We start from the raw sequence: 24,849 nt of genomic DNA, 5'->3' as shown, positions 1-24,849 counted from the left end.
CCTAGGCCATCCTGACTTCAGCCAGTAATTCGGGATGACGATCCAGCAGCTTCAACAGTTTCACGAGTGCCAACGGCGGTTTGGTCTTGCCATTTTCATAGCGTGAAAACGCATTGACACCCCCTCCGAAAATTTCAGCCGCTTCACGCTGATCCAATGCCAGCCGCTTGCGCACTCCGGCAATGAAGCCCGGATCGACGATCGAGGCATTGACCTGTTTATTGAACTCCAGCATCGCCGCGCTGACACGCGACGCCTGCGCGGAATCCAGCACGTTTTCTCCGCAGGCCGGACAGTAGTCGCCGGTAACGGCTGCAATGGTCGTTGATTCACCTTTGTAGGTGTAGGGTATCTCGCGGGTATCGCGCACCAACTCGGCGGCCGCGCAAACAGGGCATTTCATGCTTACAGCTCCTTGAAGGACACGATCAGTACATCGTCGACGACCGTGAGTTTCAGGTAGACCTCACCAACTGTCGTACTGGGGCGATACACATCCTGCCAGATGCGGTGGTTGGTATGGGTGGTCATGCTTTTATGGAAGTCCTGGGTTGTCAGTGCCATGACGGTCCTGATCATTTCTTCGAAACCCATACCCAGAGCAGCAGCACCGGCCAGGGCTGACGAGGTTGATCTCACTTGTCCGGCAGCAACCAGGGCTTTGACAACCGAAAGCTGGCAATGGGGTGTTTTCTTTTCCATAGAGAAATTAACCTAGTAGGTTTTATTTGGCAAGTTGGTTAATTTGGTGCCGCTCGGTTTGCGGTCTCTATGGAGGATGCTTGGGGCGTCGACAGAAGGTCTGTCAGTCGCGATCGCCAGGTTGGTGCGGTATTTTTTCTATTTGGCGTGGGTATTCTGGTGTGATGGATTGCCAGCGGTAATTCGCAGGCCGTATGCCACCGATTCTGCCCATCTGTATCTATCCGGCATCCCGGCGGGTTGATACGGTCTGCAGTTCTTTTCGGCAAGGAGTTGTTCCATGGATCTCACGGCTATCCCCTTCGGTACGACGGATTGGTCGACTATCGAGCCTGTCGCCCACCCAGGTCAGACGGGTACCGCCTATTGGCGGACCTGTCAGTTTGGCGCGACCCGTGTGCGGATGGTCGAGTACAGCCCTGGATACCTGGCCGATCACTGGTGCTGGAGAGGGCATATTCTGTTGTGTCTGGAGGGGACGTTGGACACGGAGCTTGAAGATGGCCGCCGATTTACCCTGTCTGCGGGGATGAGCTATCAGGTGGGCAACAATAACGAGGGACATCGGTCGTCTACTGCGAGCGGAGCGAAGTTGTTCATTGTGGATTGAACGTGGTCTGATGACGGACTCCGGCCTCTCGGCAGTGAGGGGAATGGTGGATTTGAAAGCGCCGCAAACCTGTAGGAGCCGGCTTGCTGGCGATAGCGGTGGTGAATGTGACATCGCCATCGCCAGCAAGCCGGCTCCTACAGGTAGCGTATTTCGTCTTGAGTGATTGTGGGTGTCAGCCAGTCACTCGACGACGATGCAGCGTATTTCCTGTCTTGCGCGAGAAGTTTAGTGTCCTGTGTATCTAGTGCCGTCAGGCGCTTGTATTGACCAAACCTTTGTCCAGTACCGAGTCCATCCACAGCTGTGCCAGCTCAATTAGATGCACCACACCCATCGCCACCTTACGGTTGGCACCGGTCTGATTGTCTGCATGCTCATAGGCTGTGGCCGCTGCGGATTGCAGGATGGAATAGGCGTTGACGAGGGCATCTTCCTGGCTCTTGGTTTCTGGCAATAGATCGCGTGGCAGCTTGGCGCGCAAAGGCGTCGAGTGGGCACCGGGCGTCAGGTTGTAGTAGGCGAATGCGCGGTCGGCTGCTTGCGGGTCGATGGTTTCAACGCCGGGTGATGCGGGCGGATTGGGTGTGATCTTGAACATGGCGAAACTCCGATATGTAAGTGGAGCTGTCACCGTTCGCTTGCACGCGAATTGAGGGTGGCAGCCGTACGCAGGTGTGCAAGACCGGGCATATCGGACCCCGGCAGACCCGAAAGTCTCCCACGCACGACCGCCATAGAGCAGAAACAGCAGGCGTCATGATGCCTGTCGATCAGCTTTTGACTGAAGGTGCTTGTGAACCGATATGAGCGGACTTGCACGTCCGTGTCACCGATTTGGCGGTGACGAACGCAAGACTAGTCGTGGGGTTTATCGGGCACAAGCGGTTTGAATTTTCTAGGAAATTTCAGGTGATTGAAAGGGAGATGTCTTACTTGGCTTGGATTCAGCCGCTCAGGACGCCTGATCCAACAGTTTGTGGTGCAATAGTGGAATGATCTACGAGAGCTGTCGCCGCAGTTACTTCGCACGCTGATCCATCACGAACCGGACAACAGCCACGGTTAACGCAGCTGCGCGCTCAAGCGTAACCAAGGAACGCAGGATGTGAAGGTCGGCTGTCGACCCTTCGCTCCTGCTTGATGCATCAACTTTCTAGATCGAAAGGATGAATCGACATTCGTCCTTCGTATTGTCTATCCAGGATTCATGTTCAACCTGGAATCCACACCGTTCAAGTACTTTCCGTGAACCAATATTATTCTTGTATACGTGAGCAACCAGTTGCGTAAGATTCCAGTGCGTCCGTGCCTCCTGGATTAGATGCTTCAGAGCCAGTGTCGCCAGTCCCTGCCCGCAAAAGCGTTGGTCAACCCGATAGCCTACTTCTGCGCAACCCTTCGGTGAGTTGATGTCTTTCAAATTGGCTCGACCCACGATTCCCTCACTGGCGTCCTCGATCACGAATGGGTGCCAGGTGCCGGTGGCAAAGCCGGACAAATAGCAATCAATATGGTCGGCAACCCCCTGCAACGAGTAGAAGGATGGGGCGCGCGCATCAATCTGAGATTCGAACCATTCACGGTTACGGATTTCGAATGTCAGCAACGCTTCAATATCAGTTTCTTCCAGCTTGCGAACGCTGAGTGTATTCATTGGGTTGCATCTCCTTGCTTAAACTGTCCTGGTTTTGAGTCTTCGCTTGCCGAAAATTTCTAGCCCTGCAGAAAATGGCTCGCAATCGTGCCATACAAAATCGGTTCCACCGATCCGGTCAGCACTACGCCGCCGACTCCATCCCATTTCACCTGCACCGTCCCGCCATCACATTCCACCTCGACGGTGTCGTCCAGCAGGCCACGCCGAATCCCGCCAACGACCGCGCCACAACAGCAGGAGCCCGAGCCGAGCGCAATACCGCCGCCACGCTCCCAGATGCGCAAACGGATATGACCGCGGTCGATGACCTGGACGAAATGCACATTGGTCTTCCTGGGGAAAAGCGGGTCGGTTTCGATCCCGGGTCCAACGGCCGCCACATCGACCGTTGCCAGGTCCTCGACGAAGAAGGTGCAATGCGGATTGCCCATGCTGCAAGCCGTGGGGCTTCCAGGCAGAGGCAGCCGACTGGTGTCCACTTCTTCGGCGAGCGGGATATCCCGCCAATCGAGCAGGGGCTTGCCCATATCCACCGATACCCGCTGACCCGGCTCGCGTACGCAGGTCAGCAAGCCACGATTGGTCCTGAGCATGATTGAAGAGGTGTCAGCCTCACGCATGAGCTTATCGGCAACGCCACGAGTCGCGCTGCCACAGGTGTCGAGCCTGGAACCATCCGGATTCCAGAACAACAACCGCGCCGCCGCATCCTCACAGTCCAATACCACGGCCAATTGATTGAAGCCGATGCCTCGATTCCGATCGCCCAGGCGACGGGCCACCTCACTGGTGATCGGATCGACTTTGCCGCGCAGGTCGACAATCACGAAATCGTCGCCGTGAGCATGCATCTTCACGAAGCTCAGCGTCATACGGAGGCCTGTTTCTCTCGCTTTACTTTATCTTGGGCATATGGAGTATGGATCGGATGAAGGTGTCGTCGGCGCCGTCCATGAGTTCGTAGACGAACCATTCGCCTTTTACCTGTCTGAAGCCTACGTACAATCCCACTAACGCCCCGTCGTCGCGTTCGATCAGATAAGTTCTGTTTTCAAACACTTCACCTTTGGTTTCTTTGGGGCTCAGATGCACTTTGTAGAGGTCGTGTTGCCCGATCCAGGCTGAAAGTACGCTTTGGCTTTTGGAGATCAGTTCCTTCTCCTTGGATTGCGACGGGTCAAAGTGCCCGGAAAAGACTTTGTCCCAGCAGCCCTCCGCCAGCTTGCTTTGAATGCACTGAACGTATTGGTTCTCGAACTCGTCTTTGTAGGCAATGGCTTCGTTGGCACAGGCGGAGCCTGCGATTGCCAGGAGTGACAGGCAAAAAACAGCTTTTTTCAGCATTCTGGTCTCATCTTGAATTTAGGGACTTACCTGTCGGTTAAACCCTGTGTTGCTTAGCCATTGGCGTGCAGCCGCCAATGGGTCACGCGTGTTCGCTTACAGTACCGCAGTAGGTTCGAGAGTGGATAGTAGGCCTGCGAAGCCCGTGACGACCGCACACCTGGCGCGATCGCACGGACCCGGGTGAAGCGGACTGATCAGGCCACGTTGGCCTCTTTCTTCAGGCTGTTCATGTCAATCACGAAGCGGTATTTGACGTCGCCCTTGAGCATGCGCTCGTAGGCCTCGTTGATGTCTTGAATGGCGATCATCTCGATATCCGAGACAATCCCGTGCTTGGCGCAGAAATCCAGCATGTCCTGGGTTTCCTGGATGCCGCCGATCAGCGAGCCGGCCAGCTTGCGGCGCTTGAAGATCAGGTTGAACACCGAAGGCGAGGGGTGGGGACTGTCGGGGGCGCCAACTAAGGTCATGGTGCCATCGCGCTTGAGCAGCGCGAGGAACGGGTCCAGATTGTGGGGAGCGGCCACGGTGTTGAGGATGAAGTCCAGGCTGTTGGTGACCCAGGCCATTTCATCCGGGTTGCTGGACACCACCACTTCATCGGCGCCCAGGCGCAGGCCGTCTTCACGCTTGTTCGGCGAGGTGGTGAACAGCACCACATGGGCGCCCATGGCATGGGCGATTTTCACCGCCATGTGCCCCAGGCCCCCCAGACCGACCACGCCGACCCTTGTGCCCGGGCCGACTTTCCAGTGGCGCAGCGGCGAATAGGTGGTGATGCCGGCACACAGCAGTGGCGCCACCGCGGCCAGGTTGGCATCGCCGTGGGAGATGCGCAGGACGAACTTCTCCTTGACGACGATGTTGTCCGAATAGCCACCGAAGGTGTTCGCGCCACCGAATACCGGGCCGTTGTAGGTGCCGGTGAAGCCGTTCTCGCAATATTGCTCTTCACCTTCGGCGCAGGACGCACACTGCTGGCAGCTGTCGATCATGCAGCCGACACCGGCCAGGTCGCCGACCTTGAATTTGCTGACGCTGGCGCCGACCGCGGTCACTCGGCCGACGATTTCATGCCCCGGCACCGAAGGGTACAGCGTGTTATGCCATTCGTTGCGCGCGGTGTGCAGATCGGAGTGGCAGACGCCGCAGTAGAGGATGTCGATCTGCACGTCATCGGCACCGGGAACCCGTCGGTCGAAGGTGAAAGGTTTGAGTGAATCCTTGGGATTCTGGGCCGCGTAGCTATAGGTCTTGGTCATGGAATCGTCACCTTGGTTTCATGGGACAGTAAATAGCTTGACCAGCATAGCCACTGAATCGTTCCGCTGGATGACGATCCCGAGACAAGGGGGCAGACCAGGCTGCCGCACCTGGGAACCCCCGATGGGATTCAGCCCAGCCACATGGACAGTTCGACATCCTCGGCGAACGGCGTGGACAGGTAACCCTCGGCGCGATTGCGCACGCGGGCCAGGTAGTCGGGGCTATGGTCGGCATTGTCGGCGATGATCAGCGCGCCCGGCCGGAGGCGGCCCTGCAGCAGGCCGAGGATCTCGGGATAGAGTGCCTTGGCGCCGTCGAGAAGCACCAGGTCGATGCTTTCCGGGAGATCGACCGCGAGGGTCTGCAGGGCATCCCCCACTCGAATCTCCACCAGGTCGGCAAGCCCGCCGGCCAGCAGGTGTTCCCGGGCCCGCAGCACTTTGGACGGCTCAAACTCGCTGGTGATCAGGCGGCCACCGCCATTGTCCCGCAGCGCGGCGGCGAGGTGCAGGGTCGAGAGGCCGAACGAGGTACCGAATTCGACAATTGTCCGCGCAGCGCTATTGCGCGCCAGCATGTAAAGCAATGCTCCGGTCTCTCGCGAGACCGCCAGCGCAAAGTCCTTCAGACGACTGTAGAAGTCCAGGTAGTCGGTCTTGCTGCGCATCAGGCGCTCGCGTTCTTCTTCCGAGATGTCGCCAATGGCGGCACTTAACGTCGACCAGGTTTGCGGGGCCTCTGCGAACAGGCGATCGAGCAAGGGCGCGAGCGGTGCTTGAGTCAGCGTGGTCATGGGGTTTTCCTTGTGAGGTCAGTGAGGGTTTATAATGCGAATAAACCTTCATGTTTTCTATTCGCATTGCGAGCCCACCCATGACCGATCGGCCAAGTGCACGGATTACCTCACGCAAACAGCCCAAGCAGGCACGCTCCAATGACCTTGTCGCGTCGATTCTGCAAGCAGCTGTTCAGGTTTTGGCGAAGGAGGGCATGCAACGCTTTACCACCACGCGGGTGGCCGAAAGGGCCGGTGTCAGCGTCGGATCGGTGTACCAGTATTTCCCGAACAAGGCGGCGATCCTCTTTCGCCTGCAGAGTGATGAGTGGCGCGAGACCACCGAGATGCTGCGCGGCATCCTCGAGGACACCCGCCATCCACCTCTTGAACGGTTACGCCTGCTGGTCCACGCCTTCATTCGCTCCGAATGCGATGAGGCCGAGGTCCGCGGGGCACTCAATGACGCCGCGCCTTTCTATCGCGATGCACCTGAGGCGCGGGAAGTGAGGGCTTCGGGAGAGCGGATTGTCGAGGTCTTCATGCGCGAGGTACTGCCCGATGCCACGGACGCAACGCGTGCCGTGGTCGGCGATCTGATCAAAGTGACGCTCAGTTCGGTGGGCAAGCGGTTTTCGGAAAGTCCGCGAACCCCCGTGCAGATCGAAACCTACGCGGACGCCATGGCCGATATGTTTTGCGCCTACCTGCGAGGTCTCGGACACGGCTGAGGGCTGTTCGGGCAATCAGCGCCGTTGCAAATATTATCCGGGTGATATTGCGAAATTGTTTTTATCCGGGTATTAATTGGCTTCCACACCCAAGGGGCTGATTCCATGTCCGACCTTCTCTCAAAACCTGTCACGGCCTTTGAATCCCACCGATTGCTGCGGTCCGGACCGCTGGCTGAAGTGGCGCTGGCGATCAAGACGGCCATCGAAAATGGCTCGGCGAATACCCATCTGGTTTTCGACGATGCGACTGGCCGCGTCATCGATCTGGACCTGCGCGGTACCGAGGCCGAGATCCTCGAACGATTGTCCCTGCCGCCCCAGGCCAGCGCCGGGCGTTATCGGCCAGGGCCGGGCGAGCCTGCGCAACCTGCGAAGGATGAAGCGGCGGAGCCGAGGGGAAGAGGTCGGCCAAGACTAGGGGTGGTCTCCCGGGAAGTGACCCTGTTGCCAAGGCAATGGGATTGGTTGGCCGCCCAACCCGGCGGTGCATCCGCGGTACTCCGGCGCCTGGTGGATGACGCCCGGCGAAACGGCGGGGCGCTCCAGCAACGCCGGGCCGCCCAGGAGGCCACCTATCAGTTCATGTTGGCGATCGCCGGTGACCTGCCCGGCTACGAAGAGGCAACACGCGCGCTGTTCGCCGACGATCGGGCAGCCCTGGAACAGCGCATCGAGACTTGGCCCGAAGATATCCGGGCTCATGTCATGCGTCTGGCGCCTGACGCGCAGGACTACCCCGCCTGATCCAGCACCTGGTCGTCCCGTTCGGTGTCCGTATCATCCGCGACCGAACCCCGGTCGAGAAACAGAAACACCACGGCCGCCGTCAGTACGGTGATCGCTGTCAGCACCCGCAGCAAGGTACTGAACGCGGCACTGTAACCCTCGGCCAGCGCGGCGTGTCCGGCGGCGGGCAGCCGTTGCGCGGCACCGGCCAGGTCGCCAGTGGCCAGATGCTGTGCGGCACCGACGATGTCCGGCGTCGCGGCATTACCGAGATGACCTGCGGTGAACGCCGACAGCAGTGCGGTGACGACGGCAATGGCCACGCCTTCACCCGCCACCCGGGTCGTGCTGAAGATACCGGTGGCCATGCCGGCGCGTTCCTTGGGTACCACGCTGACCGCCATGCCATCCATCAAGCCCCAGGGCAGGCTGATGCCGGCACCGATCACCAGCATTGGCCAGGCCAGTTCGGTCGCCGCGCTACCCACCGGCACATGGCTCAACCAGAACAACCCGGCGGCACACACCAGCAGACCGCTGCCGCACAAGGTGGAAGGTGACAGCCAACGGGTCAGGTAGCCGGCAACAACCGGCAGTACCAACAGCGGTGCCGATAAAGCGATCAGTAACCAGCCGGCCGCGACCTCGCTCATGCCTTCGATGCCGACGAAGCGGATCGGCAGCAGTATCAGCAACACTACGAAGGAATAGGCCGGCGCGGCTGCCAGCAGTTGCACGCCAACGAAGCGTGGGAAGCGGAACAGCGTCAGATCGAGCATGGGCTGGGCGACATGCTGTTCGATCATGACGAAGGCCACGAAGGACAGCAGCGCGACGGCGAACAGCCCGAGCACCAGCGGATCGCTCCAGCCGCTTTCCGGCGCTTTGAGGATGGCATAGGTGAAGATACCCAATGCCCAGGTGAAGGTGATCGCACCTGGCCAATCGACTCCGGCTGCATCGGGGTTGCGTGATTCCCGCATATAGCGGGAGGCCAGGCTCAACGAGATCACAGCCAGCACGGTGATCAGCGGGAAGACCAGGTGCCAGTCAAAGGCTTCGACGATGGCGCCGGCCACTACGGGGCCGAAGGCCAGGCCGATACCAAAGCTGGTCCCGACGAAACTGAACGCGCGGATGCGCCCCGGTCCGTCGAAGACTTGCGCCAGGGCGGACATACCGCCGGAGAAGGCCGCCGCAGCAGCCAATCCCTGGGCCGCCCGCAGGACATCGAACAGTGCCAGGCTGGGGGCGAGGGGCAAGGCGGCAGCGAGCACGGCAAAAGCGCTGACGCCACCGAAGAAGATTCTCTTGCGGCCATAGTTGTCAGCCAGTGCGCCGGCCAGCATCAGGCAACTGCCGAAGGTCAGCATGAAGGCATTGGTGACCCAGTTCAGCTCCATCGGCGAGCCACCGAAGGTGCGGCCGATGGCGGGCAGGGCAACGGCCGGCGCGGTGAAGTTGAAGGGCATGCTGATGGCCGTGATGCACACGGCCAGCAGGATCAGTCGCTGTTGCAGCAGGAGCGGGATGGACATCGGTCGGATCCTTGTATCGGGCGTGGCTGTGTGCCCCTTGGATGAGTGTGAAATGGCCGCGCTTCGGTGGTTTACCGGGGGCGGCGGAACATGCAAGGATCTTAAAGAGCGGGTAATCGAGTTAAAAACGGTAAAAATTCCGCCCATATCGGAACAAAAGGATCGAATAGGAGAGGCAGGTGGATCGACTGAGTGGTTTGATGTCCTTTGTCCGCACGGCCGAGCTGGGCAGTTTCGTCGAGGCGGGCAGGGCGCTGGGGCTGTCGGCGTCGGCCGTTGGCAAGGGGGTGACCCGGCTTGAACAGCAATTGGGCGTGCGCCTGTTTCAACGCTCGACCCGCAGCCTCAGCCTGACCGACGAGGGCCGGGTGTTCCAGGAGCGCTGCCGGCGTATCCTCGATGAGCTGGACGACGCCCAGGCGACCTTGTCGCAGTCCACGGAAGTCCCGCGCGGACGTTTGCGCATCAGCATGCCGGCGGCCAGCTATCAGCTCTTCCAGTCCGTGCTGATGGCGTTCATGGAGCTGTACCCCGATATCGAACTGGACCTCGACTTCAGCGACAAGCTGGTGGACCTGATCGAGGAGGGGATGGATATCGCCATTCGCAGCGGCGAGCTGCCGGATTCGCGCCTGATGAGCCGACGCCTGCCCGGCGTGCAACCGGTGCTGTGCGCCGCGCCGGCGTACCTGGAGCGCTACGGCACGCCGCAGACGCCGGCGGAACTGGACGATCACCTGGCGGTGCGTTTTCGCTACTTCAAGAACGGCAAGTTGCTGGACTTTCCTCTGTTGCGCGAGGAGGGTGCGAGGGAGCCTCGGACCCGCACAGTGATGGTCAGCAACAACATGGAGATGGTCCGTGGGGCGCTGGTCAAGGGCTTCGGGCTGGGCACCATCCCCGACTTCCTGGCCCGCGAGGCCCTGGCTGACGGCTCGTTGCGCTGTCTGCTGCATGGCTATCTGATCCCGCCGGACACCATGAGCATCGTCTGGCCTTCGAGTCGCCAGCTGTCGCGCAAGATTCGCGTGTTCGTCGACTTCATGTGTGAACGGTTGGAGCAGGAGGCTGCGCAGCTGCGGGCGACCCTCACGCAGGAGTGTCTTTTTTCCCGCAGAAGCAGCAGCCAACTGGCTCGCGATGGCGGTTGACGATAACGTGGGAACCGCCGATCCCGGGGCGTCCTCCGCTGATCGGGGAGAGGGCGTGACAACGCCGGAAGGCGGTTATTATAATTTGATTAACATAGGTGGCCGCAGGGCGTCGATACTTCCATGGAAAGCAAGACCGCACGACTGACCGTACTCATTGATCCGGTCAAGAAAAAGGCCCTTGAGGAGCTTTGTGCCGCTCAGGACCTGACGCCGTCGCAGGTGGTTCGCCAGTTGATTCGAGATTATCTGGAAACCCACGGTGTTTCCTATTCGACCAGAAGCAAGGTGGTCGGCAAGGAGCAGTAAGGCAACCGGTCGACGCCGGGCAGGCAGGTGTTACTGTCCGGAGGGGCTGGCGGCGCTCAGTGCCGAATGGAAATCGGCATGATAATGCCCAGGCCCCAGCGCCTGGAGTATCCCGGCCTTGCGCAGCTTGCCCAGGACCTTCTCGTTGGCCTCGCACAGCTTCACGACAATGTTGCGATTGCGCAGCTGCTCGATGACTTCGAGCAGGGTCTGCAAACCCGTGATGTCCATGAAGGGCACGTGATTCAGGCGAATGATCAGGGTCCCGGGGTCGGTGTGGGTCTGCGCCAGCACCCGTTCGAAGGTTTCCGCCGCACCGAAGAACAACGGCCCCTCGATGCCATACACCAGGACATTGGCCGGCAGTTCGACCTGGCCGTTGAGGCGCAGTTCGACCTCCAGGTCCTTGCCGACCATTCTCTGCACCTCCACCGAAGACGCCATCCGCCGCATGAATTGCAGCATGGCGAGAATGACGCCGATGTTCACGGCAATGGTCAGGTCGCTGAAGACCGTCAGCATGAAGGTGACCAGCAGTATCGCGATATCGGCACGCGGTGCTCGCTGGAGCATGCGCTTGAAGTGTTTCAACTCGCTCATGTTGTAGGCCACGACGAACAGGATGGCCGCGAGGGTGCACAGCGGGATATCCGAAGCCAGCGGTGCCAGGAAAGACACCAGCAGCACCAGCGTGAGCGCATGCACCAGGCCGGCGAGCGGGCTGTTGCCGCCGTTGCGGATATTGGTGGCGGTTCGGGCGATGGCTCCGGTCGCGGCAAAGCCGGCGAACAACGGACTGATCAGGTTGGCGATGCCCTGGCCGATCAGCTCCTGGTTGGAGTCATGGCGGGTGCCCGCCATGCCATCGGCCACCACGGCCGACAACAATGACTCGATGGCGCCGAGCATGGCGATGGCGAATGCCGGACCAATCAATTCGATGATCCGCGGCAGCGTCACCTCAGGCAGGCTCAATGTCGGCAACCCCTGGGGTATCCCGCCGAAGGCACTGCCGATCGTGGCTACACCGGGGAACTGGAAAACCGCCTGTATGACGGTTGCGACGACCATGGCGAGCAAGGGACCGGGAACGCGTTTCATGCCGGGGAGCCTGGGCGTGAGCAGGACCAGCAGCAGGCTCAGGAGCGCCAGCAGGGTCGTCGTCGGGTGAAGGTTCGGGAGTGCTTCAAGCAGGTGCCAGAGCCGCTCATGGAAATGACCGTCGGCGACTTTCGGCAGGCCGAAGAAGTCTTTCCATTGCCCCACCCAGATGATCACGCCGATGCCGGCGGTGAACCCGACGATCACAGGGTCAGGTATGAACTTGATGATGGCTCCCAACCGGGTGATCCCGAGTAGCAGCAGGATCGCCCCGGCCATGAAGGTCGCTATCTGTAGGCCGTCGATTCCGTAGCGGGCGGTGACGCCGGCCAGGATCACGATAAAGGCGCCCGTGGGACCCGCGATCTGCAGGCGGCTGCCGCCGAACAAGGACACCAGGAGCCCACCGACAATGGCGGTGTAGATGCCTTGTTCGGGCTTGACTCCCGAGGCGATGGCAAAGGCCATGGACAAGGGGAGCGCCACGATGCCCACGATAACGCCCGAGACCAGGTTGCGAGGCCAGTGCTTGCGGCCAAGCAGTCCTGATTTCCACGCCTCTCGTATCGCAATCATGATGCTGACTCCCTGGGATCATGTGCATAACATTAACATGCAGTGATAACCAAAGAGCAATAGGCCTCCTTAATGTGAGCCCTACCTGGATCGCGTGCCGGTCGGCGTCCTGGATCAGCCGGTTGATCCGCCGGCGTGGCCGGAAATCAGCCGCAGCCAGGGTGGCAGATGGAAGGCGCCCATGATCAGGTACATGGTCACCATGCCGTCGAAGGCAAAAGTGCCGTGCAGGGAGGAACACATCAAGTCCGTGCCTGCACCGGCGGCCGTGAGCAACGCCATGCCGGCGAAGGTGGGCGTGGCCGCCAGGCACAGCCAGTCGGCAATGCCCAGTGCATGGCCGCCTGGCATTCGCGCCGGTGGGTTTTCCTTCAGCCGACTGGACGAGAGCATGCGGGTCACTCCTGGCCGTATTTGTCGTGGTGGCGCCACCAGATGCCCTGTTCGTTGCGGCCCTTGGGCGCGCGGTCGAGCCACTGGTACATGCCCCAGAGGCCGTCCAGTCCGCGGGCATAGGCGGAGTAGGTGTGGTAGACCTCGCCGTCTTCGAGCACGAAGGCGCTGACCCCGGGCCTGTCACGTATGAACGTGGCGATGTCGGTTCCGGTCATGGCGGCGGCCCGGGAAATCGGACTTTCGCTGCCCTGCAACTGCCATTCCCGGACGGTCTGGCCTCTCTGGGGGCCCGCCAGAGGCGCCTCGCGGAGATAGTTGTAGACAATGTCGCCCTCGCGCTGCTGCTCCTCGCTGAACCAGACGCTGAAGTCGCTGTTGAAATCGCTGCCGAACGAGCTGGCCCAGTCAAAGCTCCAGCCCATGCGCTGCTTGAACGCCTGCAGCTTGGCCAGCGGTGCCCGCGAGATGGCGGTGAAGGCGACGTCATGGTTTTCGAGATGGACGACGATGCCATTGAAGCCATCGGCGATCGAGGAGCAGGAAGGGCAGCCGGCGCTGTAGTCGGGCCCGAACATGAAGTGGTAGACCAGCAGCTGCGAGCGGCCCTTGAACAGCTCCTGCAGCGAGGCGCTGCCGGTGTCGGTGTCGAAGCGGTAGGCCTTGTCGATCCGTACCCAGGGCAGGGCCTGCCGTTGCTGGGCCAGGGCGTCGCCGCGGCGGGTCAGTTCTTTTTCATCTGCCAGCAGCTTGAGCCGCGCCGCCAGCCATTCTTCGCGGGTGCCTATCATGTGTGTGGTCATGATGGTTCTCCATTTGCCATGGCTCGTCGTACCATCGGTCGTACGAGCGGTTACCGGGTGGTCGTGAACAGACTAGGGCGGAGGCGCACCAGGGTGGGAGTGACAAGTTTGACGGGATCGGCATGGACGCGATGATCGGCGCAGCGGCGCGGCTGCTCGCCACCGGCGATGTGCTTGGTGCCTTGAAAAGGGTTGCCCTGCGCGATGACGGGCCGGCACTTGCGCTGCGCGGTATCGCCATGGCGCAGCTGGGTGATCTGGTTCGCGCCAGGGCTCTGCTGAAGATGGCCGTCCGTGCCTTCGGGCCGCTGGAGGCGCTGGCGAGGGCGCGTTGCATCGTTGCCGAAGCCGAGATCGCGCTGGTCTCGCGTGACCTGGCCTGGCCGGCCAAGACACTCGCGGGTGCGCGGGCGGTTCTCGAGGCACAGGGGGACCGCCTGAATGCCGCGCATGCGTGTCACCTCGAAGTCCGGCGCCTGCTGTTGACCGGTCATCTCGATGAGGCCGAGCTTCGGCTGAGCGCGCTTGAGCCGACAATGCTGGCGCCGCCATTGAGGACCGCCTACGAGTTGGCCCGCGCCGGGATTGCCATCCGGCGGTTGCAGACGGGGGCGGCGCGGACTGCGCTGCGGCGGGCGGAAGAGGCCGCGCGCAAGGCGGGTATTGCCGCACTCGCTGCCGAAGTCGAGAGCGCCTTCCAAACGTTGAGTAGGCCTGCCGCGCGTCTGCTCGTGCGGGGTGAGGAGCGTTTCCTGCTGCTGGAGGAAGTCGAGGCACTGTTCGCCTCGCCAGCACTGGTGGTGGATGCCTGTCGTTACGCGGTGCGTGAGGCGAACAGGTCGGTATCGCTGACGAAGCGGCCGGTGTTGTTCGTGCTGCTGCGCGTGCTCGCCGAGAGCTGGCCAGGAGGTGTTTCACGACAGGCCCTGATCGCCCGCGCATTCCGGGGCAAGGAGGCCGATGAATCGCACCGGGTCCGGCTGCGGGTCGAAATCGGACGGCTACGGGGCGAGATTCACGCATTGGCGCAGGTGAGGGCGACCCGGGAGGGCTTCGTGCTCGTGCCGCGGCAGGCCCATGAGGTGGTTATTCTGGCGCCGCCGGTCGAGGAGCCGCATGGCACGCTGCTCGCTTTCCTGGCCGATGGCGAGTCGTGGTCGAGCTCGGCGCTGGCGATCGCACTGGGGACCAGCCCGCGCACGGTGCAGCGGGCGCTCGATGCATTGGCGGCGACAGGCAAGGTGCATGCTTTCGGGCGCGGGCCGGCACGTCGTTGGACGCTACCGTCCGTGCCGGGATACCCGTCAACTTTGTTACTCCCAGGTCCGCTGACCAGCGGCTAGGATACGGTCATGAAACATTCTCAAGCTGAAATCCTTCGTGAATATGGGCCTTTTCCAGATGCCGAGCATGTGGCCGGGGTTACCTATGACGGCCAGCACGTCTGGTTCGCCTCGGGCGACAGGCTCAACGCCCTCGACCCGGCCAGTGGGGCGATCGTGCGCTCGATCGATGTCGCCGCCCAGGCCGGTACCGCCTTCGATGGCCGCTACCTGTTCCAGATCGCCGAGGGGCGTATCCGGAAGATCGACCCGCAGACCGGTGAGGTGCTCAAGACCCTGCCGGCGCCGGGCAATGGTGGTGATTCCGGGCTTGCCTGGGCTGAGGGCGCGCTCTGGGTCGGGCAGTATCGCGATCGCCGGATTCATCAGGTCGACCCCGAGACCGGGGCGATCCTGCGCATTATCGAGTCGGACCGTTTCGTTACGGGCGTCACCTGGGTCGATGGCGAGCTTTGGCATGCGACCTGGGAAGACGACCAGAGTGATATCCGGCGGGTGAATCCTGAAACGGGAGAACTGCTGGAACGCATCGATATGCCCGCGGGCCTGGGCGTATCGGGGCTTGAGTCCGATGGCGAGGATCGGTTCTTTTGTGGTGGTGGCAATAGCGGCAGGATCCGCGCCGTTCGCCGACCAGGATAAAGGCTGGGCTACTCGGCACTTTCAAGCGTGCGCGGAACCTAGGGGCATCACGCCAGGATGATTTCCTTGATCCCGGCCTTCAGTGCGCCGAATGCCGCCTCTTCACTGGCCCGCTGATTGGTGACCAGCACGTCGATACGTTCCGGCGCGCAGAAGCTGATACGGCTCTGCACGCCGAGCTTGCTGTAGTCGGCCAGGATGACCACCCGTTCGGCGTGCTCGGCCATGGCGCGGGCCACTTCGCTCTCACGCTGGTCGTAGTTGCTGGCGCCATGACGGGCGTCCATTCCCACCGGCGAGAGCAGCGCCAGGTCGGCGCGATAGCGGCCGATTTCCGCCACCGTGGTCGCGCCCACCGTGGCCGGTGAGCGGTCGCAGAGCGAGCCGCCGAGGACGATCACCTCGTTGTGCAAGCTGCCGGAAACGTTGCTGCCGCGCAGTTGCAACGCCACGTTGAACGAGTTGGTGATCACGGTCAGCCCGCCGAGCCTGGCCAACTCCTGGGCGAGGATTTCGGTGGTGGTGCCGGCGTCGATGAACACCGTCTGCCCATGGCTGAGCAGGCTGACCGCGGCACGGGCCAGGTCACGCTTGAACTTGACGTTGATATGGGCCCGTTCGGCAATCGGCGCCTCATCCTCGACGGTGATTGCGCCGCCGTGGATACGTTTCAACTCACCCAGGGCTTCCAGCGCCACCAGGTCGCGGCGCACCGTCTCGCGGGAAACATTCAATTCCGTGACGATGCGGTCGGTGGTCACGCGCTGCAAGGTTGCCAGCAATGCGCGGATTCGCTGGTAACGCTCTTCTTGCCACATGCCTCATGTCCTTGCTGTTGGGATTACTCGCCGAGCTCGCATTGTGGGAGGTGCCCGGGCGCTGTCAAGTTCGGTATCTCCGTTACCGTTGGTCGGTAAGTGGCCGGGTGCCATAAATGTGTAATATTGTGGCATTGTTGTATTTATATGCATTTGGCGCTAGCCTCATCGCCGGGCGGCCCGTCCCCCTGCGCCCTTGTCTTGAAACACGCTCTCACCGTCGCCCCGTTTGTGACCATTCTTCTAAGTACAGGAGTTATGCCATGCAGCGTCGCCAGTTTCTGAACACCCTTGCCGCCGTTTCCGTTGCCAGTCCCTTGTTGTTGAGCACCCGTTTGGCCCAGGCCGCCGCCCCCAAGGCCGCGCCAAGCGAACTGGACCCGGCGCGCTGGTCGCCGCTGAACCAGAAGCGCCTGCAGGCGGTGATCGACCAGCACGGTGTGAAGAGCGCGTCCTATCACCCGGACAAGCGCCCGTACGCGGTGTTCGACTGGGACAACACCTGCATCATGAACGACTGCGAAGAGGCGCTGCTGGTCTACCAGATGAACCATTTGCAGTACAAACTCAGCCCCGACGAGTTTGCTGCCGTGCTGCGCCAGGACGTGCCGAACGGCCCGTTCATGAAGGATTACGTCACCGTTGACGGCAAGCCGGTGAACATGGAGGACATCGCCGCCGACGTCGAAGCCGACTACCGCTGGCTGCACGCCAACTACCAGGGCCTGGCCGGCAGCAAGAGCCTGGAGGAAATCCAGGCCACCGATCAGTTCAAGGACTTCTTCGTCAAGCTCTACTTCATGTACGACGCGATCTGCGACAGCTATCCGGTGGAGATCGGCTACAAGTGGATCATCTACTTCTACAAGAACATGACCACCGCCGAGTTGCAGGCGATGGCCGAGGCCTCCAACAACCACGACCTCGGTGACGGCCTGCGCAAGGTCAAGTACGAGAGCCCGCGCAGCCTGCCGGGCAAGGCCGGGGTGGTGGCCGATTCGCACTTCCATGGCATCCGTATCCACGAGGAGATCCGTGGCCTGATGCACACACTGCGGGCCAACGGCATCGACGTCTATGTCAGCACCGCGTCCATCGACGACGTGGTCCGGGTGTTCGCCGGTCATCCCAACTACGGTTACGGCGTGCCGGCGGAAAACGTGATCGGCCTGCGTTTGGCCATGAAAGACGGCAAGTACGACAGCAGCTACCTGCCGGGCTGGCACTTCAACTATGGCCCGGGCAAGACTGTCGGCATCAAGAATGTGCTGGTGGCGAAGAAGGGCTATGGCCCGGTGCTGGTGGCCGGCGACAGCGACGGCGACGCCTGGATGCTGCGTGACTTCAAGGACACCGCCGTGGGCGTGATCGTCAACCGCATGAAAAAGGGCGAGATCGGTGCCGACAGCCAGAAGGCCGCCGAGCAGTTGGGCAAGGCCGACGCGCGCTTTGTCCTGCAGGGCCGTGACGAACAGACCGGCCTGATGATCCCGGATGAGAAGTCGATCAAGTACGGCAAGACCGAGCGCAAGCTGCTGGCCTGAGTCCGTTGGCTCGCGGGTGGTGCAAGGCTGCCCGCGAGTCGCGCTATATCGAGCTTGTTAATCCTGGTGCTGTTCAGGGGTGCCAATCAGTGGATTGGCGCCTCTCCAAAATGCCGTTCAACGTGCACTATCCCGCTACGACTTCTCCTCGATTGACCGTTGTTACAGTGCCCCCTCGAGCGCAAGTGCCATTACTTGTCGTTAGGTCATCAACAACAGTTTTTTTCTATTTATCGAGAGTCGTATTCATGAATACCGATGCAGCCGTCAGCAACTCCGCGCTTATCCTGCTTGAGGGCAGGAGCGATATCTCCAGCCTTGGCGATCTCCCCACCCATAAAGTACCCGCCTCCGATCTTGTCACGGTCGTGACCCTGCGCGATGTGACTCACCCTGATCAACCGGTGACGCTGGATACGAGCCGGCAAAAGGGAGCGCTGTTCAGTATCAAATACGCATTGTGTCAAAGACAGGCCAGGGGTAGGTATGAACTGTTCTGCCGAGTGTATTCCGGCGACACCATTACCGATGAGGGACACCACCCGGTGACACTGGGCGATCAGGATCAAAGGGGCATTGTCGTTCGCGTGGAGCCCCGGACCAGTCCACCTCCCGTGGCGATTACCCAGTTGGTGATGCTTGAGGGGACTGCCGATTGGACAACCAGGGAGCTTCGTGATCCAAATCGGCTGACGGAGGTCAAACTGCTGGATATCACCGATCCCGCCCAGCCCATCATTATGGATGTGAGTAAAAAAACAGGAAGTGAGTTCGAAATAAAATATGCCCACTGTCAAGTTCGGCCAGGGCATGTCTATCGATTGTCAGGTCAGACTTACCAGCAGGGTCAAATCACTCATATCGGAAGTATGGGGATTACCCTGGATGGCAATGGGCACAAAGGCCTGTCTATAGAACTCACTAAATTAGAGCCCATTGGATTTATTGATCGCGACCCGACGTAGCCCCGGGGGCACTGAGACCGACCTTTTGCGGGGGACGGACTACACTGGTGGGGTGATTGGCGTCCCCCACCACTGAACGTGAATCACACCTGATTGCACGATTTTCACAGTAGCGCGCCTGCGGCAAGGCGCTTCAAGGTGATTGGAAACCAGGATGCCGATCATGCTGAGACAGATAAAGGTGAGCGATCTTCGTGTCGGCATGTATGTGCAATCCTTCTGTGGCTCCTGGATGGATCATCCTTTCTGGCGCAGTCATTTCCTGCTCGATGACCCACAGGACCTGGAAAAGATCCGCTCCTGCGGCATCGCCGCACTCTGGATAGACACGAGCAAGGGACTGGACGTGCAGGTCGAGGAGCAGCCTTCTGCCTCTGAACCTTCGCTGGAACCGCTGGCCATTCCTGCCCAGGAGCGATCGCGCAATCGTCCGCGGATTGCCATGAGCGATGAGGTGATCCATGCGCTGAACCTGTGCGCCCGGACCAAGGCCGCCGTGTTGAATATGTTCAGCGACCTGCGGATGGGCAGGGCGGTTTATCCCGAGCAGATTTCCCAGCTGGTTGCCGATATCTCGGATTCACTGATGCGCCATCCCGATGCGTTGATCAGCCTGGCACGACTCAAGACCAGCGATGAATACACCTACATGCATTCGGTGGCGGTGTGTGGCCTGATGATGAGCCTGGCCTACCGCTTGAACCTGCCCGACAGCCTGGTCAAAGAGGCCGGTATCGCGGGCATCCTGCATGAAGTGGGCAAGGTGTTTGTGCCGGTCGAGTTGCTCAACAAGACCTCGCCCCTCAGCGAAGCCGAGTCCGAGAGCCTGCGCCGCCATCCCGAGGTGGGGGCGAAGATGTTGCTGGACACCCGCCATTTCAGCCCGAGGGTGGTGGATGTCTGCCTGCATCATCACGAGAAAATCGACGGCAGCGGTTATCCCCACAAGCTGTGCGGGACGCAGATCAGCCTGTTTTCGCGGATGGCCGCGGTGTGTGACACCTACGACTCGGTGACCTCCAATCGGCATGGCAAGGAGGCGTGGGCGGCGGCCGAGGCCATTCGCAAAATGGCCGGTTGGACGGGCTATTTCGATGAGCAGGTGTTTCACGCCTTTGTCCGCTGCGTCGGGATCTATCCCGTGGGCGCCCTGGTCCTGTTGAAAAGCGGACGCCTGGCGATCGTCATGGAGCAGCATGAGCAGTCCTTGCTGAGCCCCAGGGTGAAGGTGTTCTACTCCGCGCAACTGCGCATGCCCATCGCCCAGCGTGTCATCGATCTTGCCGTTGCCGGCGAACAGGATTCGATCGCCAGCCTGGAATCCGTGAAAAAGTGGGGTTTCAAGCACCTGGACGAGCTGTGGTCGGGTATCTCGATCGGCAAGCAGTCGATTTTCAGCACCGCCTAGGTGTTCAGACCGTGGTGTGCACCGCCAGCGCCTTCACCAGGAACTCGATAAAGGCCCGGGTTTTCTGTGGCACCCGGCGCGACGAGGGATAGACCGCGTTGATGCTGATCGCCGGCGCCTGCCATTCGCACAGGACCGGGACCAGGGTACCGGCAGCCAGGGCGTCCTCGACGATAAAGTCCGGTAGCAGGGCGATGCCCATGCCGGCCTGCGCCGCCTGGGCCAGCAGGTCGCCGTTGTTGGCGTGCAAGGGGCCGGTGACGTTCACCCGCTGGGTCTCCTTGCCATTGCTCAGTTGCAGGCTGACGCCGCTTTGCAGGTAGCCATAGTTCAGGCACTGGTGGCTCGTCAGGTCCTTCGGTGTCCGAGGCGTGCCGGCCCGCGCCAGGTAGGCGGGCGAGGCCACCATGATGCGCGGCGCCGGGGCCAGCAGGCGGGCGACCAGGGAGGAGTCCGGCAGGCTGGCAATCCGGATGGTGACGTCGAAGCCGCCGCGCACCGGGTCGACTTGCTGGTCGCTGAGCACCAGTTGCAGTTCCACGTTCGGATGCTGCTGGTGAAACAGCGGAATCAGCGGCCCCAGCCGCCGCAGGCCGAAGGACATGGGCGCGTTGACCCGCAGCACGCCACGCAGTTCACCGACGCCATCGCGGGCCCGTTGCTCGGTTTCGTCCAGGGACGCCAGCAGTTCGCGGGCCGCTTCGTAGTATTCGGCGCCGGCTTCGGTCAGGTGCAGGCTGCGGGTGGTGCGTTGCAGCAGTTGCACGCCGATCGCCTCTTCCAGCGCCTGGATCTGCTTGCTGACTTTCGAGCGTGGTACATCCATGGCCCGGGCCGCCGCGGCAAAGCCATTGGCGCCGACGGTGGCGACGAACGCGCGCATACAGTCGATACGGTCCATATTGTCCCTTTTTAAGAATCAATGCTCGGCGAATTCTAGGGCGTTGTATCGAGTTTATCCAGCATCCGCAAGGGCGGGTGCCGGCGGTTTTCTCGAATGGATCTTCCTGTAAAAAATTTCATCCTGCGGGGAACAGGCTGCAATGCACCGCTCGATAGGATGAGCCCAAGTCAGCAAGAACGGCTGCTGACGAACTCAAACTATTGGAGAGTGACTGATGAAATCCCTGAAAGCGTTGTTGATCGTGACCCTGATGACGGCCTCCGTTGCAGCCATGGCCGAAGGCGGCGGTGAGAAAGTCATGGCGCGGATGGAGGCGGCTCGCGATTCCTCCATGGCGCATTACCAGCAGTCTGAAAAGGCCCAGGCCGTGGCGGCGAGTAAACAGGCGCCGTCCGATAGCGTCGAACGCACCAACTGACGGTGGGGTTCGGCGGTCGGGCCGCAAGGCCGGCCGGTTCGCCCCACCGGCGTTTGACGCCTGGCGAGGGGCGCCGGGCCAGGAAGGAAGTACTATCAAGCGGGTCGCTGACTGGCCGTGTGGCAGCAGGACCCGACATGATCAATATCCCGGGTAGCTTCGTTGCCGACTGCCCGGGTTGTCTTGTTACCGGCCCAGCAGGGCTTCGAGTTTTTCCTGGTCACGGGCGAACTGGCGAATACCTTCGGCCAGTTTCTCGGTGGCCATGGCGTCTTCGTTGGAGGCCCAGCGGAACTGCGCTTCATTCAGGCTCAGGCGCGCTTCGCCCGCGGTGCCCGGCACCAGCCGACGCTCCAGCTTGCCTTCATCCTGGGACAGCTTTTCCAGCAGTTCGGGGCTGATGGTCAGGCGGTCGCAACCGGCCAGTTGCTCGATCTGGTTGAGGTTGCGGAAGCTCGCGCCCATGACCACGGTCTTGTAGTCGTTGGACTTGTAGTAGTTGTAGATGCGGGTCACCGACTGCACGCCCGGATCGTCGGCACCGCTGTACTCGTTGCCGGTGGACTTCTTGTACCAGTCGTAGATACGGCCCACGAACGGCGAGATCAGGAACACCCCGGCATCGGCGCAGGCCGCGGCCTGGGCAAAGGAGAACAGCAGGGTCAGGTTGGTCTGGATACCGTCCTTTTCCAGCTTCTCGGCGGCGCGGATGCCTTCCCAGGTGGACGCCAGCTTGATCAGCACGCGGTCACGGCCCACGCCGGCCTTGTCGTACAGCTCGATCAACTGGTGGGCCTTGCCCAGCAACGCAGCCTCATCGAAGGACAGGCGCGCGTCGACTTCAGTGGAAATACGCCCTGGGATCGCCTTGAGAATGCCACTGCCCACGGACACCGCGAAATGGTCGCAGGCCAGGCCCACATCGCCCTTGGCGTGGGACACGGCGGCCTTGAGCAGGTCGGCGTAGCCTGGCAGTGCCGCGGCCTTGAGCAGCAGCGAGGGGTTGGTGGTGGCGTCGACCGGCTTGAGGCGGGTAATGGCGTCGAGGTCGCCGGTGTCCGCGACCACGGTGGTGAACTGCTTGAGTTGTGCAAGCTTCGAAGTCATGAGCGTCTCTGTCGGGAAGGGCGTGGGTCCATGCACTGATTGAGTGCGGCTGAGGTGAAAAGTTCTGTCAGTGGGATGCCTTCAAGAATGCCGTCGAACCAGGGCTTTATGCAACCCAAACCGTAGGGCGGTTCAGCTTTACGCGCTGGGCATCAGCGCGGCGATCAGGGCACGGATGGTGCCGGGCAGGGCTTCGAGTTCGCGCACCAGAATGCTGCGTTCGCGAATCGCCCAGGGCTCGTCCAGCGCCACGGTCGCCAGTTCCATGGTCCGACTGTGCCGTACGGCCGCAGACAGGGGAATGATGCCGATACCCACGCCGGCCTCGACCATGCGGCAGATCGCCTCGAAGCTCGAGACCTGGATCCGCAACGACAGGGTCTTGCCGAGCCGTTCGACATGTTCGCGTAGAAAGCTCAGCAGGGTGCTGCCTTCATGCAGGCCGATGTGCTGGAACGCCAGGGTCTGGTCCAGGGTCACGGACTGCTGGGCCGCCAGTGGGTGCTCCACCGGCACGATCAGCGCCAGTCGGTCGGTGCTGAAGTGCATCACCTGCAGGCCGCTGGCTTCCACGGGGCCGGCGATGATGCCCATGTCGGTGGTGCCGTCGAGCACGCCCCGGACGATGTCCCGCGACAGGCGCTCCTGCAGGTCCACCGTCACCCCGGGACGCCGGGAGAGGAAACCGGCCAGCACTTCCGGGAGGAATTCGGTCACCGCCGTGGTGTTGGCGAAGATGCGGATATGCCCGGCCGAATCGCTGCCGTAGCGGGTGAACTCGCTTTTCAGGTAGTCGACCTGGCGCATGATCAGCCGGGCATGTTGCAGCAGCCGCTGGCCGGCCGGGGTGACTTCCACGCCACGGCTGTCGCGATAGAGCAGACGGGTGTCCAGTTGCGCTTCGAGGGCCTTGATCCGCGCGCTGGCGGCAGCCGGCGAAAGGAAAGCGCGCCGGGCGCCCTGGGTCAGGCTCGGCGATTCGGCGATATGGATGAAGAGGCGTAGATCCGCCAGGTCGAAATGCATGGGGGCGACTCCGCTCAAGGCCAGCTATCGGCAGAATGACAGCGTTCAGCATAACCGAACGCCGGCTTATGGAAATGCAAATTCTCGGAACGGGCGACACCTTGCATCATCGGTTCATGACAACAACCGGTAAGGGGACCCCTTCAATGAGTGCGACGGATCTGAGTGCCTGGCTGGGACGGACCGAAGAAGCCCATGACCAATTGAGCCGCAACCTGCTCAAGCGCATCGCCGCGACGTTCGGCGAACCGGCTCCGGCCCATGGCGAGGCGTTGCCGCCGCTGTGGCAATGGTGTTTCTTCCAGGAGCCGCTGGCCGAAACCCTTTTGGGCGGCGACGGTCATCCGGCCCGTGGCGGCTTCCTGCCGCCGGCGGACAACCGCAATCGCATGTGGGCCGGTGGGCGCCTCGAGTTTTTCGAGCACCTGCGCGCCGGTCACGATGCCACCCGGCTGTCGACCATCAGTCATATCGAGGAAAAGCAGGGCCGTACCGGTGCCTTGCTGTTCGTCACGGTACGGCACGAGTACTCCCAGGATGGCCGGTTGGCGATTCGCGAAGAGCAGGACATCGTCTACCGCGAGCCCACGCCGCCCAAGCCGGGCAGTGGCGAAGCCCTGCTCCAGGGGGACTGGCGCGAAGCCGTGGAGCCCACGTCGACCTTGCTGTTCCGCTACAGCGCGGTGACCTTCAACGGCCACCGCATCCATTACGACTTCCCCTACGTCACCGAAACCGAAGGCTATTCGGGCTTGGTGGTGCACGGCCCGATGATCGCCACCCTGAACCTGCGGGCATTCTGCCGGGCCAACCCGCAGGCGATCCCGCGACGCTTTTCCTATCGCGGTGTGCGCCCGTTGATCGCTCCACAACCCTTCGAAGTCGGCGGACGAATTGTCAGCCCCGGGGTTGCCCAGTTGTGGGCCGGCAACGCGGGCGGCCTGGCCCAGCAGGCTGAAGTGCATTTCGACTGACAATAAAAA

General features: G+C 61.5%; 28 protein-coding genes. 12 read left to right on the top strand and 16 right to left on the bottom strand.

From position 1 onward, the window contains the following. Window position 1 precedes the first annotated feature (1 nt). Window positions 2–403, bottom strand: coding sequence for a type II toxin-antitoxin system MqsA family antitoxin (locus tag UCMB321_RS12175; protein ID WP_040066941.1), 402 nt, complete (start codon window positions 401–403; stop codon window positions 2–4). 2 nt (window positions 404–405) lie between these two features. Then, window positions 406–702: a type II toxin-antitoxin system MqsR family toxin gene (locus UCMB321_RS12170; RefSeq protein ID WP_040066938.1), complete on the bottom strand. Its 297-nt coding sequence runs from the start codon at window positions 700–702 to the stop codon at window positions 406–408. Between the two features lie 280 nt (window positions 703–982). On the opposite strand from UCMB321_RS12170, the gene UCMB321_RS12165 reads away from it, so the two are divergent. Continuing rightward, a complete protein-coding gene (locus UCMB321_RS12165; protein WP_040066936.1) occupies window positions 983–1,312 on the top strand; it encodes a DHCW motif cupin fold protein in 330 nt (109 codons plus the stop codon). A gap of 253 nt (window positions 1,313–1,565) precedes the next feature. On the opposite strand, the gene UCMB321_RS12160 is transcribed toward UCMB321_RS12165, so the two are convergent. From UCMB321_RS12160 to UCMB321_RS12135, 6 genes are all read right to left on the bottom strand, one after another. Further along, the gene (locus UCMB321_RS12160; RefSeq protein ID WP_040066933.1) at window positions 1,566–1,913 is read right to left on the bottom strand and encodes a DUF6124 family protein; all 348 of its coding nucleotides are present in this window, start codon (window positions 1,911–1,913) and stop codon (window positions 1,566–1,568) included. Between the two features lie 555 nt (window positions 1,914–2,468). Continuing rightward, window positions 2,469–2,969, bottom strand: coding sequence for a GNAT family N-acetyltransferase (locus UCMB321_RS12155; protein WP_040066931.1), 501 nt, complete (start codon window positions 2,967–2,969; stop codon window positions 2,469–2,471). A 59-nt stretch (window positions 2,970–3,028) separates the two neighbouring features. Further along, complete coding sequence (dapF, locus tag UCMB321_RS12150; protein WP_040066929.1) at window positions 3,029–3,844, bottom strand: diaminopimelate epimerase; 816 nt, start codon at window positions 3,842–3,844, stop codon at window positions 3,029–3,031. A gap of 22 nt (window positions 3,845–3,866) precedes the next feature. Continuing rightward, entirely contained in the window at window positions 3,867–4,316 is a 450-nt protein-coding gene (locus UCMB321_RS12145; RefSeq protein ID WP_040066927.1) for a hypothetical protein, read from the bottom strand. A gap of 197 nt (window positions 4,317–4,513) precedes the next feature. After that, entirely contained in the window at window positions 4,514–5,581 is a 1,068-nt protein-coding gene (locus tag UCMB321_RS12140; protein WP_040066925.1) for an NAD(P)-dependent alcohol dehydrogenase, read from the bottom strand. A gap of 131 nt (window positions 5,582–5,712) precedes the next feature. After that, the gene (locus UCMB321_RS12135) at window positions 5,713–6,378 is read right to left on the bottom strand and encodes an O-methyltransferase (protein WP_040066923.1); all 666 of its coding nucleotides are present in this window, start codon (window positions 6,376–6,378) and stop codon (window positions 5,713–5,715) included. 80 nt (window positions 6,379–6,458) lie between these two features. On the opposite strand from UCMB321_RS12135, the gene UCMB321_RS12130 reads away from it, so the two are divergent. Then, window positions 6,459–7,091, top strand: coding sequence for a TetR/AcrR family transcriptional regulator (locus UCMB321_RS12130; RefSeq protein WP_040066921.1), 633 nt, complete (start codon window positions 6,459–6,461; stop codon window positions 7,089–7,091). Between the two features lie 105 nt (window positions 7,092–7,196). Further along, entirely contained in the window at window positions 7,197–7,838 is a 642-nt protein-coding gene (locus UCMB321_RS12125; RefSeq protein ID WP_040066919.1) for a DUF2239 family protein, read from the top strand. Here UCMB321_RS12125 and UCMB321_RS12120 read toward each other — a convergent pair. Continuing rightward, on the bottom strand, window positions 7,826–9,358 hold the full coding sequence (locus UCMB321_RS12120) for an MFS transporter (protein ID WP_040066916.1): 1,533 nt from the start codon (window positions 9,356–9,358) through the stop codon (window positions 7,826–7,828). The two genes, UCMB321_RS12125 and UCMB321_RS12120, sit on opposite strands and share 13 nt — an antisense overlap. Before the next feature lie 179 nt (window positions 9,359–9,537). On the opposite strand from UCMB321_RS12120, the gene UCMB321_RS12115 reads away from it, so the two are divergent. Both UCMB321_RS12115 and UCMB321_RS12110 read left to right on the top strand, forming a co-directional pair. Continuing rightward, the gene (locus tag UCMB321_RS12115) at window positions 9,538–10,509 is read left to right on the top strand and encodes a LysR family transcriptional regulator (protein WP_040066913.1); all 972 of its coding nucleotides are present in this window, start codon (window positions 9,538–9,540) and stop codon (window positions 10,507–10,509) included. A gap of 123 nt (window positions 10,510–10,632) precedes the next feature. Beyond that, entirely contained in the window at window positions 10,633–10,818 is a 186-nt protein-coding gene (locus tag UCMB321_RS12110) for a ribbon-helix-helix protein, CopG family (protein WP_040066911.1), read from the top strand. Between the two features lie 30 nt (window positions 10,819–10,848). Here UCMB321_RS12110 and UCMB321_RS12105 read toward each other — a convergent pair whose 3' ends face one another. The 3 genes from UCMB321_RS12105 to UCMB321_RS12095 all read right to left on the bottom strand — a co-directional run bounded on the left by UCMB321_RS12105 (window position 10,849) and on the right by UCMB321_RS12095 (window position 13,691). Continuing rightward, complete coding sequence (locus UCMB321_RS12105; RefSeq protein WP_040066909.1) at window positions 10,849–12,495, bottom strand: SulP family inorganic anion transporter; 1,647 nt, start codon at window positions 12,493–12,495, stop codon at window positions 10,849–10,851. Between the two features lie 114 nt (window positions 12,496–12,609). Continuing rightward, window positions 12,610–12,888 (bottom strand): hypothetical protein, encoded by a 279-nt coding sequence (locus tag UCMB321_RS12100; RefSeq protein WP_040066907.1) that lies wholly within the window; start codon window positions 12,886–12,888, stop codon window positions 12,610–12,612. Between the two features lie 5 nt (window positions 12,889–12,893). Then, window positions 12,894–13,691 carry a DUF899 domain-containing protein gene (locus UCMB321_RS12095; protein WP_040066905.1) on the bottom strand — a complete coding sequence of 266 codons (798 nt, stop codon included), beginning with the start codon at window positions 13,689–13,691 and terminating at the stop codon, window positions 12,894–12,896. Window positions 13,692–13,813: 122 nt separating this feature from the next. On the opposite strand from UCMB321_RS12095, the gene UCMB321_RS12090 reads away from it, so the two are divergent. Then, the gene (locus UCMB321_RS12090; protein WP_040066902.1) at window positions 13,814–15,034 is read left to right on the top strand and encodes a DNA-binding protein; all 1,221 of its coding nucleotides are present in this window, start codon (window positions 13,814–13,816) and stop codon (window positions 15,032–15,034) included. Window positions 15,035–15,043: 9 nt separating this feature from the next. After that, the gene (locus tag UCMB321_RS12085) at window positions 15,044–15,676 is read left to right on the top strand and encodes a Vgb family protein (protein WP_040066899.1); all 633 of its coding nucleotides are present in this window, start codon (window positions 15,044–15,046) and stop codon (window positions 15,674–15,676) included. 47 nt (window positions 15,677–15,723) lie between these two features. Here UCMB321_RS12085 and UCMB321_RS12080 read toward each other — a convergent pair whose 3' ends face one another. Continuing rightward, window positions 15,724–16,494 carry a DeoR/GlpR family DNA-binding transcription regulator gene (locus UCMB321_RS12080; protein WP_040066897.1) on the bottom strand — a complete coding sequence of 257 codons (771 nt, stop codon included), beginning with the start codon at window positions 16,492–16,494 and terminating at the stop codon, window positions 15,724–15,726. A gap of 263 nt (window positions 16,495–16,757) precedes the next feature. On the opposite strand from UCMB321_RS12080, the gene UCMB321_RS12075 reads away from it, so the two are divergent. The 3 genes from UCMB321_RS12075 to UCMB321_RS12065 all read left to right on the top strand — a co-directional run bounded on the left by UCMB321_RS12075 (window position 16,758) and on the right by UCMB321_RS12065 (window position 20,411). Continuing rightward, complete coding sequence (locus UCMB321_RS12075; protein ID WP_040066895.1) at window positions 16,758–18,038, top strand: HAD family hydrolase; 1,281 nt, start codon at window positions 16,758–16,760, stop codon at window positions 18,036–18,038. Window positions 18,039–18,286: 248 nt separating this feature from the next. Beyond that, window positions 18,287–19,003: a hypothetical protein gene (locus tag UCMB321_RS12070; RefSeq protein ID WP_040066893.1), complete on the top strand. Its 717-nt coding sequence runs from the start codon at window positions 18,287–18,289 to the stop codon at window positions 19,001–19,003. Between the two features lie 163 nt (window positions 19,004–19,166). After that, window positions 19,167–20,411 carry an HD-GYP domain-containing protein gene (locus UCMB321_RS12065; RefSeq protein ID WP_040067003.1) on the top strand — a complete coding sequence of 415 codons (1,245 nt, stop codon included), beginning with the start codon at window positions 19,167–19,169 and terminating at the stop codon, window positions 20,409–20,411. Window positions 20,412–20,415: 4 nt separating this feature from the next. Here the strand turns inward: UCMB321_RS12065 and UCMB321_RS12060 are convergent, their stop codons facing one another. Further along, complete coding sequence (locus UCMB321_RS12060) at window positions 20,416–21,312, bottom strand: LysR family transcriptional regulator (RefSeq protein WP_040066891.1); 897 nt, start codon at window positions 21,310–21,312, stop codon at window positions 20,416–20,418. A gap of 217 nt (window positions 21,313–21,529) precedes the next feature. Between UCMB321_RS12060 and UCMB321_RS12055 the strand changes: the two genes are divergently transcribed. Beyond that, window positions 21,530–21,733, top strand: coding sequence for a co-regulatory protein PtrA N-terminal domain-containing protein (locus UCMB321_RS12055; protein WP_040066890.1), 204 nt, complete (start codon window positions 21,530–21,532; stop codon window positions 21,731–21,733). Between the two features lie 186 nt (window positions 21,734–21,919). On the opposite strand, the gene tal is transcribed toward UCMB321_RS12055, so the two are convergent. Both tal and UCMB321_RS12045 read right to left on the bottom strand, forming a co-directional pair. Then, window positions 21,920–22,840, bottom strand: coding sequence for a transaldolase (gene tal / locus UCMB321_RS12050; protein WP_040066888.1), 921 nt, complete (start codon window positions 22,838–22,840; stop codon window positions 21,920–21,922). Window positions 22,841–22,978: 138 nt separating this feature from the next. Further along, a complete protein-coding gene (locus UCMB321_RS12045) occupies window positions 22,979–23,866 on the bottom strand; it encodes a LysR family transcriptional regulator (protein ID WP_040066886.1) in 888 nt (295 codons plus the stop codon). 146 nt (window positions 23,867–24,012) lie between these two features. Between UCMB321_RS12045 and UCMB321_RS12040 the strand changes: the two genes are divergently transcribed. Beyond that, a complete protein-coding gene (locus UCMB321_RS12040; protein WP_040066884.1) occupies window positions 24,013–24,840 on the top strand; it encodes an HTD2 family dehydratase in 828 nt (275 codons plus the stop codon). Window positions 24,841–24,849: the final 9 nt, after the last annotated feature.

The organism is Pseudomonas batumici (genome assembly GCF_000820515.1).
In the GTDB taxonomy this organism is placed as follows: domain Bacteria; phylum Pseudomonadota; class Gammaproteobacteria; order Pseudomonadales; family Pseudomonadaceae; genus Aquipseudomonas; species Aquipseudomonas batumici.
Note: the sequence above shows the minus strand (reverse complement) of the source record. Positions and strands in the feature narration are given on the sequence as shown.